Source organism: Actinomadura sp. NEAU-AAG7 (assembly GCF_018603865.1).
Taxonomy (GTDB): Bacteria; Actinomycetota; Actinomycetes; order Streptosporangiales; family Streptosporangiaceae; genus Spirillospora; species Spirillospora litoris.
In genome coordinates, this window is the sequence record NZ_JAHFZY010000007.1 from 318,655 (window position 1) to 335,459 (window position 16,805).

The following is a 16,805-nucleotide window of genomic DNA, read 5'->3' on the forward strand; positions in this document are numbered from 1 at the left end:
TGCGTATGCCCACCTGGATCCGCGGGCACCTGGCGGCGGTGCGGGCGCTGCTCGTCCTGACCGCCGTGTGCGGGGTCGCCTACCCGCTGGCCGTGTTCGCGGTCGCGCAGCTTCCCGGTCTGGAGGACCGGGCCGGCGGCTCGCTCGTGAGCGCGCCCGGCGGCCGCACGGCGGGCAGCCGCCTCATCGGCCAGTCGTTCACCGACAGGGACGGGAACCCGATCCCGCGCTACTTCCAGAGCCGTCCGTCCAACGCGGGCGACGGCTACGACCCGACCGCGTCGTCCGCGAGCAACCTCGGCCCCGAGGACGTCGTGGACACGCTCCCGGCGCCCGGCGTCGAGGGGGCGCCGAGCCTGCTCACCCAGGTCTGCGCGCGCAGCAAGGCGGTCGGCGACCTGGAGGGCGTGAGCGGCGCCCGCCCGTTCTGCACGCCGGAGGGCGTGGGCGCGGTGCTGAAGGTGTTCGGCGCGCGCGCCGCCGACGGGACCGTCCGGCATCCGGCGCGGGTGGTGAGCGCCGACCAGGCGTGCCCGGCGGTGCCGTTCGTCCGCGAGTACCACGGCGTCCGGGTCGAGTGCGCCAGGCCGGGCGAGGACCTCGCCGCCGGGCTGACCGTCCCGGTGCGGGGCGGCGCGCCGTCCAGGCCCCGGGTGCCCGCCGACGCGGTCACCGCGAGCGGGAGCGGCCTCGATCCCCACATCAGCCCCGCGTACGCGCGGCTCCAGGCGCCCCGGGTGGCGCGGGCGCGCGGCGTGCCGGTGGAGCGGGTGCTGGAGGCGGTCCGGCACAACCGGACCGGACGGGCGCTCGGGTTCATGGGCGAGCCGGTGGTGAACGTGGTGCGGCTCAACCTGGAGCTCGACCGCGGCGTCGGGTCCTGAGTCGTCCGGCCCGTGCGGGATATGTCGTGATGAGGGGTCCTGTTGGCGCTTTGCTAGATTTCGCCAGGCCGGAAACCGGGGAGGGCCCCGGCGGGGGAGGTGGGCCCGGGATGGGCACGCGGGGCACGCGGGGTACGTGGCGCGTCTACCTGGGCGCGGCGCCGGGGGTCGGCAAGACCTACGCGATGCTGAACGAGGGGCGGCGGCGCGCCGGGCGGGGCGCCGACGTCGTCGTCGGCCTCGCCGAGACGCACGGGCGGCCGCACACCGCCGAGCAGCTCGGCGGTCTGGAGGTCGTCCCCCGGCACGAGCGCCTCTACCGGGGCGCGGCGTTCACCGAGATGGACCTGGACGCCGTGCTCGCCCGCCGACCCGAGATCGCGCTGGTGGACGAGCTGGCGCACACCAACGTCCCCGGCTGCCGCAACGCCAAGCGCTGGCAGGACATCCAGGAGCTGCTGGACGCGGGCATCGACGTGATCTCCACCGTCAACATCCAGCACCTGGAGTCGCTGAACGACGTGGTCGAGCGGATCACCGGGGTCCGGCAGCGCGAGACCGTCCCCGACGCCGTCGTGCGCCGCGCCGACCAGGTCGAGCTGGTCGACATGACGCCCGAGGCGCTGCGCCGCCGCCTCGCGCACGGCAACGTCTACGCGCCCGGACGGGTCGACGCGGCGCTCGCCCACTACTTCCGGGCGGGCAACCTCGCCGCGCTGCGGGAGCTGGCGCTGCTGTGGGTGGCCGACCGGGTGGACGAGGGCCTGGCCCGCTACCGCGACCAGCACGACATCACCGAGCGGTGGGAGGCGCGGGAGCGGATCGTGGTGGCGCTCACCGGCGGCCCGGAGGGCGAGACGCTCGTCCGCCGCGCCGCGCGGCTCGCCGCCCGCGCCGGGCACGCCGACCTGCTCGCCGTCCGGGTGGTGCGCAGCGACGGCCTCAGCGAGGGCTCGCCGCGGACGCTGGCGGGCCAGCGCGCGCTGCTGGAGAGCCTGGGCGGGACCTACCACCAGGTCGTCGGCGACCAGGTCGCGCGGGCGCTGCTGGAGTTCGCGCGCGGCGTCAACGCCACCCAGCTCGTGCTCGGGTCGAGCCGCCGCCCGGCGTGGCAGGCGGTGCTCGGGCCCGGCGTCGGCGCGACCGTCAGCCGGGACGCCGGGGACCTCGACGTCCACATCGTCACCCACGAGCACGTCGGCAAGGGGCGCGGGATCGCGCGGACGGCCGGGTCGGCGCTGAGCCCCCGCCGCAGGGCCGCCGGCTGGGCGCTGTCGGCGCTCGGCCCGCCGCTGCTGACCGCCCTGCTGTCGAGCGGCTTCGGGCACTTCGGGCTGGTCACCGACATCCTGCTCTACCTGGCGCTGACCGTCGGGGTCGCGCTGGCGGGCGGGCTGTGGCCCGCGGTGGCGGCGGCGGTGCTGGGCAGCCTGCTCGCGAACTGGTTCTTCACCCCGCCCTTCCACACGCTGACGATCGCCGACGCGCAGAACGCGCTCGCGCTGGCGATCTTCATCGGGGTCGCGGTGGCGGTGTCGTCGGTGGTGGACCTGGCCGCCCGCCGCACCCGGCAGGCCGCCCAGAGCAGCGCCGAGGCCGAGACGCTGGGCCTGCTGGCCTCCAGCGTGCTGCGCGGGGAGCGGGCGCTCCCGGCGCTGCTGGAACGCGTCCGGGAGACGTTCGGGGTCACCTCGGCCGCGCTGCTGGAGCGGGACGACGGCGGGTGGAACGTGCTGGGCGCCACCGGGCCCGACCCGTGCGGGCGTCCCGAGGACGCGGAGGTGCGGGCGCCGGTCGCGGAGGGCGCGGAACCCGGCGGCGAGGGCGAGACGGTGCTCGCGCTGCGCGGACGGGTGCTCCCCGCGGCCGACCGGCGGGTGCTGTCGGCGTTCGCCTCGCAGGCGGCGGCCGTCCTGGAGTGGCGGCGGCTGGCCGAGGAGGCGGCGCGGGCCCGGCGGCTGGCCGAGGGCAACAAGATCCGCACGGCGCTGCTGGCGGCGGTCTCACACGACCTGCGCACCCCGCTGGCCTCGATCAAGGCGGGCGTGAGCAGCCTGCGCGCCGCCGACGTGGACTTCGCCCCCGAGGACGAGGCGGAGCTGCTCGCCACGATCGAGGAGTCCGCCGACCGCCTGGACGGGCTCATCGGCAACCTCCTGGACATGAGCCGGTTGCAGACCGGCGCCGTCGTCCCGCTCGTCCGGCACGTCAGCGTGGAGGAGGTGCTGCCCGGCGCGCTGCGCGGCGTCCCCGGGGACCGCGTCGAGACCGACGTGCCCGAGGCGCTGCCGCCGGTCGAGGCCGACCCGGGGCTGCTGGAGCGGGCCCTCGCCAACGTGGTGGAGAACGCCGTCCGGCACAGCCGCGAGCCGGTGCTGGTGTCGGGCAGCGAGCTGCGGCTCGGGCGCGGGCCGGGCCGGATCGAGATCCGCGTCGCCGACCGGGGCCCGGGGGTGCCCGACGCGGCGAAGGAGCGCGTGTTCGCGCCGTTCCAGCGGCTCGGCGACGCGCCCCGGGGCACCGGGGTCGGGCTCGGGCTGGCGGTCGCCCGCGGCTTCACCGAGGCCATGGGCGGGACGCTGCACGCCGAGGACACCCCGGGCGGCGGCCTGACCATGGTCTTCGCGCTGCCGCCCGCGGCCGCGCCCGAGCCCCGGGAGGGACGATGACGCGGGTGCTGCTGGTCGAGGACGAGCCGCAGATCGTCCGGGCGCTGCGGATCAACCTGCGGGCGCGCGGCTACGAGGTCGACGCGGCGCCCGACGGCAGGAGCGCGCTGGAGGCGGCCGCGCGCCGCCCCCCGGACGTGGTGGTCCTCGACCTCGGCCTGCCCGACATGGACGGCGTCGAGGTGATCCGGGGCCTGCGCGGCTGGACCGGGGTGCCGATCATCGTGCTGTCGGCGCGGCACGCCTCCGCCGAGAAGGTCGCGGCGCTCGACATCGGCGCCGACGACTACGTCACCAAGCCGTTCGGCATGGACGAGCTGCTGGCGCGGCTGCGCGCGGCCGTGCGGCGCGCGCGGCCCGCCGACGAGGCGCCGGTGGTGGAGACCGGGGACTTCACCGTGGACCTCGCCGCCAAGCGGGTGGAGCGGGACGGCGCGGACGTCCGGCTGACGCCGACCGAGTGGCACATCCTGGAGCTGCTCGTCCGCGACGCCGGGCGGCTGGTCAGCCAGCGGCAGCTGCTGCGCGAGGTGTGGGGGCCCTCCTATGAGAAGGAGACCAACTACCTGCGCGTCTACCTCGCGCAGCTGCGCCGCAAGCTGGAGCCCGACCCGGCGCGGCCCCGGCACCTGATCACCGAGCCGGGCATGGGCTACCGCTTCGAACCCTGAGCCCGTGCCGGCGGGCCCAGGGGGTCAGAGCATGACCCGGCCGCCCGCGACGTCGACGGTGAGGCCGGTCAGCCAGGACGCCTGCGCGGACGCGAGGAACAGCGCGGCGCCCGCGACGTCGGCGGGCTCGCCGAGCCGGCCGAGCGGGTGGGCGGCCGCGACGGCCTCCTGGACCTCCGGCGGCATGTGGCGCGCGGTGCGCTCGGTGCGGATCGCCGCGGGGGCGAGGCAGTTGGCGCGCACGCCGTCCGGCCCGACCTCGGCGGCGACGTGCCGGGTGAGCGCCTGGACGCCCGCCTTCGCCGCCTCGTAGGCGACCGGCGCGCCCCAGCGGTTGCCCGCGTCGCGCCCGCCGCCGCCCGGGAGGTTGGTGGGCAGCCGCCCGGCCGAGGACGACATCGTGACGATCGAGCCCGCCCGCCGCTCCTGCATCCCGGGCAGGAAGCTCTTCAGCGTGAGGAACGTGGCGGTGAGGTTGCCGTCGACGACCGAGCGCCACTCCTGCTCGCTCATGGACGCGGTGGGCCCCGGCCGGGCGATGCCGCCGCCCGCGAAGGCGCACAGGACGCCCACCGGGCCGAGCTCGTCCTCGACCAGGCGCCGGGCGTCCTCGATCGCGGCGAGGTCGGTCACGTCGGCGACCAGGCCCAGTCCGCCGGTTTCGGCGGCGACCTTCTCCAGCGCCGCGCCGTCGCGGCCGAGGACCGCGACCTTGGCGCCCTCGGCGGCGAACGCGCGGGCGGTGTGGGCGCCGATGCCGCGCGAGCCGCCGGTGACCACGACGACGGCTCCGGCGAGTTCGGTGTACATCTGGGCTCCTCAGCGGGTGTCGGACAGGGAAGGGACGCGGGTGAGCACCCCGCCTCCAGACTGAGTGAGCGCTCACCCATTTGTCAAGCGCACGGCGCCGCGCGGCACCCGGCAGGCAGGTCAGGTCTCGCGGCGGCGCAGGGCCTGGTCGAGGGTCACGGCGGAAAGGATCAGCAGGCCCTCGATGACCTGCTTGTAGGTGGGGTTCCAGCCGAGCAGGTTGAAGCCGTTGGAGATGAGCGTGAGGATCAGCACGCCGACCATGCCGCGCCACACCGCGCCCTCGCCGCCGAGGATGCTGGTGCCGCCGAGGACGACGGCGGCGATCGCGGTCAGCTCCAGCAGGTTCCCGATGCCGGGCTGGGCGGAGCCGCCCCGGGCGGCCATGACGAGCCCGGCCGTCCCGGCGCAGGCGCCGCTGGCGGCGAACACCGCGACCCGCACGGGCCCGGTCCTGATCCCCGACAGCCGCGCCGCCTCGGGGTTGCCGCCGACGGCGTGGACGCTCCGTCCGAACGCGGTCGCCGACAGCAGCACCGTGGCCGCGGCGGCGACGCCCGCGAGCACGAGGGTCGCGGCGGTGATCCCGCCGAGCGCGGTGGGCCAGCCGATCATCTGGAACGCGTCGAGCTGCGCGGCGCGCGGGTAGACGATGGCGCCGCCGGTGATCACGACGGCGAGGCCCCGGTAGACGATGCTGAGCGCGAGCGTCGCGATGAAGGAGTGGACGCGCGACAGCACGACGGCGAGCCCGGTGGCCGTCCCCATCAGGGCCCCGGTCGCGACGCCCGCCGCGTATCCGGCGGGGACGCCCGCCGACCGGGTGACGATGACGGCGACGACCGCGCTCACCGCGAGGACGGCGCCGCAGGCGAGGTCGAACACCCCGCAGACGACGCACAGCGTCATGCCGCAGGCCAGCAGCCCGACGACGACGGCCTGGTCGAGGAGGTTGACCAGGTTGCCCTTGGTCAGGAACGTGTCGGTGGACAGCGACAGCGCGAGGACGAGCGCGGCGAGGGCCACCACCACGCCGTGGTCGCGGAGCGTCCTCACCGCAGGCCCGCGAGCGCGAGGACGTCCCCGGCGCGCGCCGCGCCGCGCGGGCACTCCCCCGCGATCGCGCCGCCGCGCATGACCAGCACGCGGTGCGCGAGCCCGAGCACCTCCTCGACCTCCGAGGAGGCGACGAGCACCGCCGTCCCCCGCGCCGCGAGGTCGGTGATCAGCCGGTGGATCTGGGCCTTGGCGGCGACGTCCACGCCGCGGGTCGGCTCGTCGGCGAGCAGGACGCGGGGGCGGCGGACGAGCCACTTGCCGAAGACCGCGCGCTGCTGGTTGCCGCCCGACAGCGTCCACGCGGGCCGGTCGAGGCCGGTGCCGCGGACGCCGAGGCCGTCGGCGGTGGCCTGGGCGGCGCGCCGCTCGGCGCCCCTACGCACGACGCGCAGGGGGCGGCGGCCCGGCAGCGCGGCCATGCGCAGGTTCTCGGTGGTGGGCCTGACCAGAACGAGCCCGTGCTCGGCGCGCGACTCGGGCACGAGCGCCATGCCGAGCGCGATCGCCGCCGCCGGTCCGCCCCGGGCCCGCAGCGGCCGTCCGGCGACGCGCACCTCGCCGGAGTCCCGGCGGTCGGCGCCGAACAGCAGCCGGAGCGTCTCGGTGCGCCCGCTGCCGACCAGGCCCGCGAGCCCGACGATCTCCCCGGCCCTGACCCGCAACGACACCCCGCGCACGGCGTCGCCCCTGGACAGCTCCCGGGCCTCCAGGAGCACCGGCGCGCCGGCGGGGACGGGCTCCGGCTCGGGGTAGCGGGTCTCGACGGGGCGTCCGGCGATCTCCTCCAGCAGGCCGCCGGCGGTGCGGTCGGCGGCGGGCGCGGTGGAGACGTGCCGCCCGTCGCGCAGGACGGTGACGGTGTCGCAGCCGTCCAGGACCTCCTCCAGCCGGTGGGAGATGAGCACGATCCCGGTTCCGTCGGCGGCGAGGCGGCGGGCGAGGGCGAGCAGCAGCGCGGCGTCGGTGCGGGGCAGCAGCGCGGTCGGCTCGTCCAGCACGAGGAGCCGCGCGCCGTGGGCGAGCGCGCGCAGGATCTCGGTCCGCTGCCGCTGGACGAGCGGCAGGTCCCCGGCCCGCGCGGCGGCGGGCAGGTCGAAGCCGGTGCGGTCGAGGAGCGCGGCGAACCGCTCCCGCCTCCGGGTGGCGTGCGGGGTGCCCAGGAAGACGTTGTCGAGGACGCTCAGCCCCGGGACGATCGCGCCCTCCTGCGTGACGAGCGCGATGCCGTGGCGCAGCGCGTCCCGGGGCGCCCGGAGCCGGACGGGCGCGCCGTCGACCGTGACGCGCCCGGAGTCCGGACGGACCGCCCCGCACAGCACCCGCGCGAGCGTGCTCTTGCCCGCGCCGTTCTCCCCCACGACGCCGTGGACCCGCCCGCCGGGCAGGTCCAGCGACACCTCGCGCAGGACGGCCGTCCCGCCGTAGCTCTTGCCGATCCGGTCGAGCGCGACGTCCATGCCCCGGCTACTCGTCGTACTCGCCGGTGACGCCGGGGAGCGTGGCCTTGGTGAGCCTGCCCTCGTCCGGCACGAGCGAGGCCATGTCGACGGCCGCCGGCACGTTCTGCCCGGCCGCCTTCGCGAGGCCCAGCTCGGCGGCCTTGGCGCCCGCCGTCCGCACCGGCAGGTACGGGATGCCGAACCAGCGGCCCTCACGGACGGCCGCGACCGCCTGGCGCGACGCGCCGTTGCCGACGTAGAGGATCTTCTTGCCCTTGGCGACGCCCTCGGCGCCGAGCAGCGCCTGCGACGAGCCGAGCACGACCCGCACGTCCGGGTGGGCCTGGAGCACGTCCTGCATGGCCTTGCGCCCGGAGTCCTTGGTGTAGCCGCCCTCGACCGTCGGGAGCACCTTCACGCCCGGGGAGTTCTTGAGCGTGGACACGACCGCCTGCGTGCGGGCGTTGTCCAGCGGCAGCGTCTTCATGCCCTCCAGGTAGGCGACCTCGCACGACTTCGCCTTGCGGCTCGCGCAGGCGGCCGCGCCCAGCTCGCCGAGCCGGCGGCCGTTGCGGGCGGGCACGTCGACCAGCGAGACCGCGCCGGGCACCTGCGGCTGCTCGGTGTCGTACCGGGTGCCGACCGGGGTGAACTGCACGACGACCGCGATGCCCTCCCGCACGGCCGCGCGGACGGCGGGGAAAACCGCCGTCCCGTCGTTGGCCTGCACGACGAACACGCCGAAGCGCTTCGCGGTCACCGCGTCCTGGATCTGCCGCACCTGGAGTTGGGCGTCGAACGCCGAGTCGAAGAACTCCGCCGTCGCGCCCGACTTTCCGGCCTGCTGTTTCACGCCGTCGAACGTCGCGACCGTGAACGAGTTGGCCTTGGCGAACCCGAAGAACGCGATGTGCTTGGCATTCTTCCCCTCGCTCTTCTTCTCCCCGTCGTTCGGGTCGGAACAGCCCGCCGCCAGCAACGCCATGCCGAGGGCGGCCGCGGCCACCGCGTGATGCGCTCTCATCTTCTGCGTCCGACTCCCACGTAGAACCATTCGCCACCGGGACGGGTGCGGTCCGCCTCGCCGTCGGGCCGCCATTCGTTCACCTGCGTCACCCCGGGCTCCACCAGGTCGAATCCCGTGAAGAAACGGGAGATGGCCGCGTGCGAGCGGTGGACCAGCGGAGCCGTCGCGCCCTGGTAGACCTCGCGCGCGGCGGCGCCCTCCTCCGGGTGCGCGTCGTCGGTCAGATGGGAGACGATCAGGTGGCTGCCCGGCGCCAGCGGCGCCGTGAACTCACCGACGACGCCCCACGGGTCCTCGTCGTCGGTGAGGCAGTGCAGGATCGCCACGAACATCACCGCGACCGGTTCGGAGAAGTCGATCAGGCGCCGCACGTCCGGGTGCCCGAGGATCTCGCCGGGCCGCCGGATGTCCTTGGAGACGACGGTCGTGGTGTCGTCGATCGCCCGCAGCGCCCGCGCGTGCGTCAGGACCACGGGGTCGTAGTCGACGTAGACCACATGGGCGTCCGGGACGACGCTCTTGGCGACCTCGTGGACGTTGTCCTGCGTGGGCAGGCCCGTCCCGAGGTCGAGGAACTGGCGGATGCCCTGCTCGGCCGCCAGCCGGACGGAGCGTCCGAGGAAACGCCGGTTGGCCACGCAGATGTCGCGGCTCGGGCCGAGCGCCATGATCTTCTCGGCGGCCTCGCGGTCGGCGGGGTAATTGTCCTTACCGCCCAGGTAATAATCGTACATTCGGGCAGCATTCGGGGTATCCACGTCCGGCGTGTACGGCTCGATGCCGGGCTCGGTCAACGCGGCACCTCCCCCAGGGAGCGGCATGCGGGGCGAAAGATCGTCACCGCAGGGATCATAACGCCGGAAGCGCGCGTTCTCGCCGTTTCACGAGCGATAGGCGATCTTCACCACGGATTCACCATGAAACCGGCCAGGAACGACAAGGCGGGCCCGCCAGGGGCGGGCCCGCTCAGAACTCGGAAAACCTTCAGATCAGGGGGCGCTGCGCCTTCTTGCCCTCCTCGTAGACGGCGCGGGCCCGCGCCGTGGACTCCAGCGTCGAGACCTCCGCGACCGGCACGTCCCACCAGGACTCGCTGTCGGGCGCGGGCACGGTCGGGTCCGTCTCCACGTGCACGACCGTCGTCCGGGACGAGTCCCGCGCCCGCGTGAGCGCGGTGCGGAACTCGCCGGCGGTGGTGGCGCGCAGCACGTCGGCGCCGAGCGCGGCGGCGTTCGCGGCGAGGTCGCCGGGCAGCCGGAACCGGGTGCCGAAGCGCTCCGCGCCGACCGACTCCGACAGGTTGCCGATCGAGGCGAACCCGTGGTTCTGGACGAGCACGACGACGAGCTTCACGCCGTCCGCGACGGCGGTGACCAGCTCCTGCGCCATCATCAGGTACGAGCCGTCGCCGACGAGGACGAACACCTCCCGGTCGGGCGCGGCGAGCTTCACGCCGAGGCCACCGGCGATCTCGTAGCCCATGCAGGAGTAGCCGTACTCGACGTGGTAGCCCTTCGGGTCGCGCGTCCGCCACAGCTTGTGCAGGTCGCCGGGCATCGACCCGGCCGCGCACACCACGACGTCGCGCGGTCCGCTCACCTCGTTGACGATGCCGATGATCTCCGACTGGGCCGGGAGCGGGCCGTGGCCGAGGCCGTAGGCGTGGTCGACGGCGGCGTTCCAGCGCCCGGCCAGCGCGGCGGTCTCCCGCCGGTAGGACGCGGCGACCGCGTGGCCGCCCAGCGCGACCCGCAGCGCGGCGAGCCCGGCGCGGGCGTCGGCGAGCAGCGGGACGCCCGCGTGCTTGGCGGTGTCCGGCGCGGCGACGTTGAGGTTCACGAACCGGACGCCGGGGCGCGCGAACGCCGTCCGCGAGCCGGTGGTGAAGTCGCTGTAGCGGGTGCCGACGCCGAGCACGACGTCGGCCTCGCGGGCCAGCGCGTTGGCGGCGGTCGTGCCCGTCGCGCCGACCGCGCCGACCGAGGCGGGGTGGTCCCACGGCAGCGAGCCCTTGCCCGCCTGCGTCTCCGCGACCGGGATGCCGGTCTCGGCGGCGAGCGCGGCCAGCTCGGCGGTCGCGCCGGAGTAGATGGCGCCGCCGCCCGCGACGATCAGCGGCCGCTCGGCCGTCCGCAGCAGCGCCGCCGCCTCCTCCAGCGCGGCGGGCTCGGGGACGGCGCGCGGGACCCGCCAGGTCCGCTCGGCGAACAGCTCCACCGGCCAGTCGTGCGCCTCGGCCTGCACGTCCTGCGGCAGCGCGAGCGTGACCGCGCCGGTCTCGGCCGGGTCGGTCAGCACCCGCATGGCCGCGAGCAGCGCGGCGGGGAGCTGCTCGGGACGGTTGATCCGGTCCCAGTACCGCGACACCGGCTTGAAGCAGTCGTTCACCGACACGTCGTAGGACCGCGCGTCCTCCAGCTCCTGGAGCACCGGGTTCGCGACCCGGGTCGCGAACACGTCGCCGGGCAGCAGCAGCACCGGGATCCGGTTGATCGTCGCGAGCGCCGCGCCCGTGACCATGTTCGTCGCGCCCGGCCCGACCGACGTCGTGCACGCGTACGCGCGGAGCCGGTCGTGCATCCGCGCGTACCCGACCGCCGCGTGCACCATCGCCTGCTCGTTGCGCGCGGCGCGGTAGGGCAGGGAGTCGTCCTGGAGCAGCGCCTGGCCGAGGCCCGCCACGTTGCCGTGGCCGAAGATGCCGAAGCAGCCGGCGAAGAAGCGGCGGCGCTCGCCGTCGCGCTCGGTCCACTGGTTCGCCAGGAAGCGGACGACCGCCTGCCCGACGGTGAGCCGCTCGGTCGCGGTCATCGTTCTCCCTCCAGGTGCCCGCGGCGTCCGGCCGCCGACGTCATCGGCAGCCTCGGGTCGGGCGGCAGGTCCGGCCAGGTGCCGCGGATCCAGGCGTGCGCCGGGTCGTCGCAGATCTTCCAGACGCGCTCGCCCGGTCCCGCCATCACGTTCAGGTAGTACAGGTCGTAGCCGGGCACCGCCATCGACGGGCCGTGCCAGCCGTGCGGGATCAGCACCGCGTCGCCGGTGCGGACCTCCTCCAGCACGTCGGTGCTGCCGTAGACGCGCTGGTAGCCCATGCCGGGGCCGCCGTCCGGCGCGTCCGCGACCTCGAAGTAGTAGATCTCCTCCAGCACGGACTCGTCCGGGGTGTCCTCGTCGTGCTTGTGCGGCGGGTAGGACGACCAGTTGCCGCCCGGCGTCAGCACCTCGCAGGCGATCAGCCGGTCGGCCTCGAACGCGTCCGGCGTGCAGAAGTTGGTGACCTGCCGCGCCATCCGCCCGGCCCCGCGCAGCTCGACCGGCACGTCCTCGGCCGGGCCGTAGCGGGGCCGCAGCCGCCGCTCGCAGCGGGCCGAGGGCAGCGCGAACCGCCCGCCGTCCCGCGAGACGACCCGCAGTGCCGCGTCGCGGGGCGCGTAGGCGAAGTCGGTCACCCGGGAGAACACGTCGGGACGGCCTTCGAGGTCGAAGGTCTCCGTGCCGCCGTCCGCCTCGATGGTGACCGCGCACGACCCGGCGAGCGGCAGCACGAGGGTCTCGGCGCCGCCGGTCTCCAGCACCGCCTCCTCCCCCGGCGCGAGCGTGAGGACGCGCAGGCCCGAGTACGTCCAGCCCGCGCCGTCCGGCGTGATCTCCAGCGAGACCTCCGGGGCGCTCACAGCAGCCCCACCGCGGCGTCCACGGCGGCGGCGACGTCGTCGTCCGGCGGGTACAGCAGCGTGCGCCCCACCACCAGGCCGCGGACGGACGGCAGCGCCAGCGCCTTCGCCCATCCGGCGAGCGCCGCGTCCGGATCGGCGGGCACCTCGCCGCCGAGCAGGACGGCGGGCAGCGTCGAAGCCGCCATGACCTCCTCCATCCGGTCCACCACCGGGACCTTCAGCCACGTGTGGGCCGACGTCGCGCCGAGCCCCGAGGCGATCGACATCACCTGGATCATCGCCTCCGGCGTCAGCACGTTGCGGACCCTCCCGCCGCCCGCCCGCGTCGACAGGAACGGCTCCACCATCGCCATCAGCCCGTGCTCGGCGAGGCCCGTGACCGCGTGCGCGCACGACTCCAGCGTCCGCGCGGTCGCCGGGTCCTCCAGGTCGACGCGCAGCAGCATCTTGCCGCCGTCCAGCCCGGCCGCCGCGATCGCGGCCGGGGTGTACCCGGTGAACCGGTCGTCGATCTCGAACGCCGAGCCCGCGAGCCCGCCCCGGTTCATCGACCCGAGCACGACCTTGCCGTCCAGCGCGCCGAGGAGCAGCAGGTCCTCGATGACGTCGGGGGTGCCGAGCACGCCGTCCACGCCGGGACGGGCGAGCGCGGCGCACATCCGCTCCAGCAGCCGGCCCCGGTCGCCCATGGCGAGCGGGTCGTCCCCGGCGCGCAGCGCGCCGCGCGCCGGATGGTCCGCCGCGATGATCATCAGCCGGGCGGGCGGCGCGGCCGGCCGCCGCCGGTTCGCGGCGGCCTCCGCGACCGCCCCGGGCCGCGTCGCGCGCGTCTCGATCACGCCGGCGAGCCGTTCGGCGAAGGTCCCGGTCAACGCAGCGCCTCCCCCTGCTGGGTCTTCTCCATCAGTTCCTCGACCTCCGGTTCGGTGGGCATCGCGTCGGCGCAGGCCAGGCGGGAGGCGACCAGCGCCCCGGCGGCGCTCGCGAAGCGGAGCGTGCGGGCGAGGTCCCAGCCGTCCAGCAGGCCGTGGCAGACGGCGCCGCCGAACGCGTCGCCCGCGCCGAGGCCGTTGACGACCTCGACCGGCGTCGGCGGCACCTCGACGACCTCCTCGCCCGTGGCGGCCAGCGTGCCGCGCGGCCCCTGCTTGACGATGGCGATCGACACGCCGCGCTCCAGCAGCGCCCGCGCGGCGGCGTGCGGCTCGCGCTCGCCGACGGCCAGCTCGCACTCCTCCAGGTTCCCGATCGCCACGGTGGCGTGGTCGAGGGCGCGGCCGACGCGCTCGCGCGCCTCGTCCCGCGACTCCCAGAACATCGGGCGCCAGTCCAGGTCCAGGACGGTCGTGCCGGTGTTCGCGGCCATCGCGGCGAGCGTGCTGCCGTGGCTGGGCTCCTGCGACAGGCCCGTGACGGTCGCCCAGAAGATCCGCGCCCCGGCGATCGCGTCGAGGTCCAGCTCGTGGCCGTGGATCTCCAGGTCGGGCGCCTTGGGGTAGCGGTAGAAGTACAGCGGGAAGTCGTCGGGCGGGAAGATCTCGCAGAACGCCAGCGGCGTCGGGAGCCCGGGGACGTCGGTGACGAACCGGTCGTCCACCCCGTACCCGGCGAGCGCGCGGTGGACGAAGCGGCCGAACGGGTCGGCTCCGGTGCGCGTGATGACGGCCGTCCGGTGGCCGTACCGGGCGGCGGCGACCGCGACGTTGGTCGGGCTGCCGCCGAGGTACTTGCCGAACGACTCGACCTCCTCCAGCGGGACGCCGGTCTGGAGCGGGTAGACGTCGACGCTGACCCGCCCCATGGTGATCAGGTCGTGCGTCATGCCGCGGCCAGGAAGTCGAGGCAGGCGCGGACGTCGCGGGCGGGACCGGCGGACGGGTCGGGCTCGGCGTCCAGGACCATGTCCTGCTCCAGCACGTACCAGCCGTTGTAGCCCACGCCCTCCAGCGCGTCGATGATGCCGGTGATGTCGATGTCGCCCTGCCCGAGCGGGCGGTAGATCCCCTCTCGGACGGCGGCGGTGTAGCCGATGCCGCCGGTCTGGACGCGCCGGGCCAGCGCGGCGTCCACGTCCTTCAGATGGACGTGCGCGACGCGGCCGGCGGACGCGCGGGCCAGCTCCAGCGGGTCGGTGCCGCCGATGAGCAGGTGCCCGGTGTCCAGGCAGAGCGCGGCGTCCGAGCCGTCCAGCACGCGGCCGACCTCCTCGCGGGTCTCCACGACCGTGCCGACGTGCGGGTGCAGCACCGCGCGGTGGCCGCGATCGGCGGCGTGCCCGGTGGCGCGGCCGAGGTTGGTGAGCAGGGCGCTCCAGTGCTCGGGGCCGAGGACGGGCCGCTCGTCGTAGCCGTCCAGGCCGGTGGTGGCGGCGAGCACGACGGTGGCGCCGGGCTCACCGAACGAGTCGAGCGCGCGCGACAGCTCCGGCAGCGGGTCGCGGCCGGGGTCGTGCAGGACGAGCGGGACGAACCCGCCCACGGGCCGCAGCCCGTAGGAGCCGAGCAGCGCCGCCCGCTCCCCCGGGTCGGACGGGAGGAACCCGTCGGGTCCGAACTCGGTCGCGGCGACGCCGAGGTCGCGCATCTCGGCCAGGACGCGCCCGGCGGCGAGCTGGTGGCCCCAGCCGGGGACCTCGCAGACGCCCCAGGAGATCGGGGCGGCGGCGACACGGGACGCGGCGATCATCGCCGGACCTCCTCGATCGTGACGGTGCGCCGTTCGCGGCGGGAGATGTCACATGCCTCGGCCACGTAGAACGCCTCCAGGCTCTCTTCGGGTGGACATGGGCTCTCCGTACCCGCGTTCACCATGTCGACGAACGCGCGCAGCTCGGCGGCGTAGGCGTCGGCGAAGCGCTCCAGGAACCCGGTGTGCGGCGGGCCCGCGGGGCGGAAGCCCACCCCGGACGGGGCGAGCGGGGTGCGGTCGTCCAGGCCGACGACCACGCCGTCCTCGGAGCCGAGGACCTCCAGGCGGACGTCGTACCCGGCCGCGTTGTAGCGGCTCGCGGAGACGACCGCGAGCGTGCCGTCGTCCAGGGTGAGGACGGCCGAGCCGGTCGAGACGTCGCCGGACTCGGCGAACACCGGCGCGCCGCGCTGGGCGCCGGCCGCGGTGACCTCGGTGACGGCGCGGCCGGTGACGAAGCGGACGGCGTCGAAGTCGTGCACCGAGCAGTCCCGGAACAGCCCGCCCGAGGTCGGGATGTAGGCGTCCGGCGGCGGCGCCGGGTCGAGGGTGAGCGAGCGGACGGTGTGCACCCAGCCCAGCCTGCCCGAGCGGACCGCGTCGCGCGCGGCGACGTGCCCGGGGTCGAAGCGGCGCTGGAATCCGACCTGGACCGAAACCCCCGAGTCCCGGACGGCCGCCAGCGTCTGGATCGTTCCATCGAGGTCGGCCGCGACCGGCTTCTCGACGAACACGGGCAGGCCCGCCTCGACCGCGCGCACCACCAGCGGCGCGTGCGCGGCGGTCGGCGTGGCGACCACCAGCGCGTCCAGCCCGGCGCCGAACAGCGCGTCGACGGAGTCGGACCGGTCCACGCCGAGCTTGTCGGCCACCTCGCGCGCACGCCCGGCGTCCGCGTCGGCGACGACCACCTCCTCGACCAGGCCGCGCAGCGTCTCCGCGTGCCCGGCCCCGATCCGGCCCACACCGGCCAGCCCGACCCTCATACGGTCCCCCTCCCGTTGCCTCTGCCGAGTTTCATGGAACGCTCCAATTTCTGTCAACAGTATGTCCTGACATAAGGACTTTAGCCCCTACCGAGACCGCGTCCGCTATCCTCGTCGCGATCAAGGCGAAGGAGTCCTGACGTGCACGGACCCACCGTGAAGCTGGATCGCGGCAGCCCCGTCCCGCTCTACTTCCAGGTGGCCCGCCAGCTTGAGGAGGCCATCCGGGCGGGCGATCTGCCGCCCGGCACGCGGCTGGAGAACGAGCTGGAGCTGGCGGCCCGGTACCGGCTGTCGCGGCCGACCGTCCGGCAGGCGATCCAGCACCTGGTGGACAAGGGCCTGGTCGTGCGCAGGCGCGGGGTCGGCACGCAGGTCGTCCAGCCCCGGGTGCGGCGGCCGATCGAGCTGTCCAGCCTCTACGACGACCTCGCCGCCGCCGGGGCCGAGCCCGGCACCAAGGTGCTGGCGCTCGGCCCGGTCGCCGCGTCCGAGGAGGTCGCGGGGCAGCTCGGCGTCGCGGCGGGCACCGAGGTGCTGCGGGTGCACCGGCTGCGGCTCGCCGGCGGCGAGCCGCTCGCGCTGATGACCAACCACCTCCCGGCGGGCCTCGTCGAGGTCACCGCCGAGCGGCTCACCGAGCACGGCCTGTACGAGACGCTCCGGGACGCGGGCGTGAACCTGCGGATCGCGCACCAGACGATCGGCGCGCGCGCCGCGACCACGGCCGAGGCGCGGCTGCTCGACGAGCGGCGCGGCACGCCGCTGCTCACGATGACCCGCACCGCCTACGACGACACGGGCGCCGCCGTCGAGTTCGGCACCCACGTCTACCGCGCGGACCGCTACGCCTTCTCGCACACGCTCGTCGGCAAGTAGGGCACCGCCGCGCCGG

At 75.4% G+C, this 16,805-nt stretch carries 15 protein-coding genes; 4 read left to right on the top strand and 11 right to left on the bottom strand.

What is annotated here, in order from left to right:
- Positions 1-5: 5 nt before the first annotated feature.
- The 3 genes from KLI87_RS30880 (at position 6) to KLI87_RS30890 (ending at position 4,224) form a co-directional block, all read left to right on the top strand.
- Positions 6-884, top strand: a complete 879-nt coding sequence (locus KLI87_RS30880; protein ID WP_214620069.1) for a potassium-transporting ATPase subunit C — start codon at positions 6-8, stop codon at positions 882-884.
- Between the two features lie 110 nt (positions 885-994).
- Entirely contained in the window at positions 995-3,553 is a 2,559-nt protein-coding gene (locus KLI87_RS30885; RefSeq protein WP_214619872.1) for a DUF4118 domain-containing protein, read from the top strand.
- Positions 3,550-4,224 (top strand): response regulator, encoded by a 675-nt coding sequence (locus tag KLI87_RS30890; protein ID WP_156218649.1) that lies wholly within the window; start codon positions 3,550-3,552, stop codon positions 4,222-4,224. The genes KLI87_RS30885 and KLI87_RS30890 overlap by 4 nt, the downstream gene beginning before the upstream one ends.
- 24 nt (positions 4,225-4,248) lie before the next feature.
- Here KLI87_RS30890 and KLI87_RS30895 read toward each other — a convergent pair whose 3' ends face one another.
- From KLI87_RS30895 to KLI87_RS30945, 11 genes are all read right to left on the bottom strand, one after another.
- Complete coding sequence (locus tag KLI87_RS30895; protein WP_214619873.1) at positions 4,249-5,034, bottom strand: SDR family NAD(P)-dependent oxidoreductase; 786 nt, start codon at positions 5,032-5,034, stop codon at positions 4,249-4,251.
- Positions 5,035-5,154: 120 nt separating this feature from the next.
- The gene (locus KLI87_RS30900; RefSeq protein ID WP_308166325.1) at positions 5,155-6,090 is read right to left on the bottom strand and encodes an ABC transporter permease; all 936 of its coding nucleotides are present in this window, start codon (positions 6,088-6,090) and stop codon (positions 5,155-5,157) included.
- Positions 6,087-7,550 (bottom strand): sugar ABC transporter ATP-binding protein, encoded by a 1,464-nt coding sequence (locus tag KLI87_RS30905; protein WP_214619875.1) that lies wholly within the window; start codon positions 7,548-7,550, stop codon positions 6,087-6,089. Before KLI87_RS30905 ends, KLI87_RS30900 begins: the two co-directional genes overlap by 4 nt.
- Before the next feature lie 7 nt (positions 7,551-7,557).
- Positions 7,558-8,556, bottom strand: a complete 999-nt coding sequence (locus tag KLI87_RS30910) for a sugar ABC transporter substrate-binding protein (RefSeq protein ID WP_214619876.1) — start codon at positions 8,554-8,556, stop codon at positions 7,558-7,560.
- Entirely contained in the window at positions 8,553-9,380 is an 828-nt protein-coding gene (locus KLI87_RS30915; protein ID WP_156218652.1) for an SAM-dependent methyltransferase, read from the bottom strand. The genes KLI87_RS30910 and KLI87_RS30915 overlap by 4 nt, the downstream gene beginning before the upstream one ends.
- 163 nt (positions 9,381-9,543) lie before the next feature.
- On the bottom strand, positions 9,544-11,370 hold the full coding sequence (iolD, locus tag KLI87_RS30920; RefSeq protein ID WP_156218653.1) for a 3D-(3,5/4)-trihydroxycyclohexane-1,2-dione acylhydrolase (decyclizing): 1,827 nt from the start codon (positions 11,368-11,370) through the stop codon (positions 9,544-9,546).
- A complete protein-coding gene (gene iolB / locus KLI87_RS30925; protein ID WP_308166326.1) occupies positions 11,367-12,233 on the bottom strand; it encodes a 5-deoxy-glucuronate isomerase in 867 nt (288 codons plus the stop codon). The genes iolD and iolB overlap by 4 nt, the downstream gene beginning before the upstream one ends.
- Positions 12,230-13,108, bottom strand: a complete 879-nt coding sequence (locus KLI87_RS30930; RefSeq protein ID WP_156218655.1) for an aldolase — start codon at positions 13,106-13,108, stop codon at positions 12,230-12,232. Before KLI87_RS30930 ends, iolB begins: the two co-directional genes overlap by 4 nt.
- Complete coding sequence (iolC, locus tag KLI87_RS30935; protein ID WP_214619878.1) at positions 13,105-14,058, bottom strand: 5-dehydro-2-deoxygluconokinase; 954 nt, start codon at positions 14,056-14,058, stop codon at positions 13,105-13,107. The genes KLI87_RS30930 and iolC overlap by 4 nt, the downstream gene beginning before the upstream one ends.
- Positions 14,055-14,921 carry a TIM barrel protein gene (locus tag KLI87_RS30940; RefSeq protein WP_214619879.1) on the bottom strand — a complete coding sequence of 289 codons (867 nt, stop codon included), beginning with the start codon at positions 14,919-14,921 and terminating at the stop codon, positions 14,055-14,057. The genes iolC and KLI87_RS30940 overlap by 4 nt, the downstream gene beginning before the upstream one ends.
- Positions 14,918-15,910, bottom strand: a complete 993-nt coding sequence (locus tag KLI87_RS30945) for a Gfo/Idh/MocA family oxidoreductase (protein ID WP_214619880.1) — start codon at positions 15,908-15,910, stop codon at positions 14,918-14,920. Before KLI87_RS30945 ends, KLI87_RS30940 begins: the two co-directional genes overlap by 4 nt.
- A gap of 141 nt (positions 15,911-16,051) precedes the next feature.
- Between KLI87_RS30945 and KLI87_RS30950 the strand changes: the two genes are divergently transcribed.
- Entirely contained in the window at positions 16,052-16,789 is a 738-nt protein-coding gene (locus KLI87_RS30950) for a GntR family transcriptional regulator (protein ID WP_308166328.1), read from the top strand.
- Positions 16,790-16,805: the final 16 nt, after the last annotated feature.

Excerpts from the sequence above, each read along its gene's own strand:
- iolC (WP_214619878.1), bottom strand. The coding sequence starts at position 14,058 with ATGACGCACGACCTGATCACCATGGGGCGGGTCAGCGTCGACGTCTAC.
- KLI87_RS30915 (WP_156218652.1), bottom strand. The coding sequence starts at position 9,380 with ATGCCGCTCCCTGGGGGAGGTGCCGCGTTGACCGAGCCCGGCATCGAG.
- KLI87_RS30945 (WP_214619880.1), bottom strand. The coding sequence starts at position 15,910 with ATGAGGGTCGGGCTGGCCGGTGTGGGCCGGATCGGGGCCGGGCACGCG.
- KLI87_RS30895 (WP_214619873.1), bottom strand. The coding sequence starts at position 5,034 with ATGTACACCGAACTCGCCGGAGCCGTCGTCGTGGTCACCGGCGGCTCG.
- KLI87_RS30910 (WP_214619876.1), bottom strand. The coding sequence starts at position 8,556 with ATGAGAGCGCATCACGCGGTGGCCGCGGCCGCCCTCGGCATGGCGTTG.
- KLI87_RS30890 (WP_156218649.1), top strand. The coding sequence starts at position 3,550 with ATGACGCGGGTGCTGCTGGTCGAGGACGAGCCGCAGATCGTCCGGGCG.
- KLI87_RS30880 (WP_214620069.1), top strand. The coding sequence starts at position 6 with ATGCCCACCTGGATCCGCGGGCACCTGGCGGCGGTGCGGGCGCTGCTC.
- KLI87_RS30940 (WP_214619879.1), bottom strand. The coding sequence starts at position 14,921 with ATGATCGCCGCGTCCCGTGTCGCCGCCGCCCCGATCTCCTGGGGCGTC.
- iolD (WP_156218653.1), bottom strand. The coding sequence starts at position 11,370 with ATGACCGCGACCGAGCGGCTCACCGTCGGGCAGGCGGTCGTCCGCTTC.
- KLI87_RS30905 (WP_214619875.1), bottom strand. The coding sequence starts at position 7,550 with ATGGACGTCGCGCTCGACCGGATCGGCAAGAGCTACGGCGGGACGGCC.
- KLI87_RS30885 (WP_214619872.1), top strand. The coding sequence starts at position 995 with ATGGGCACGCGGGGCACGCGGGGTACGTGGCGCGTCTACCTGGGCGCG.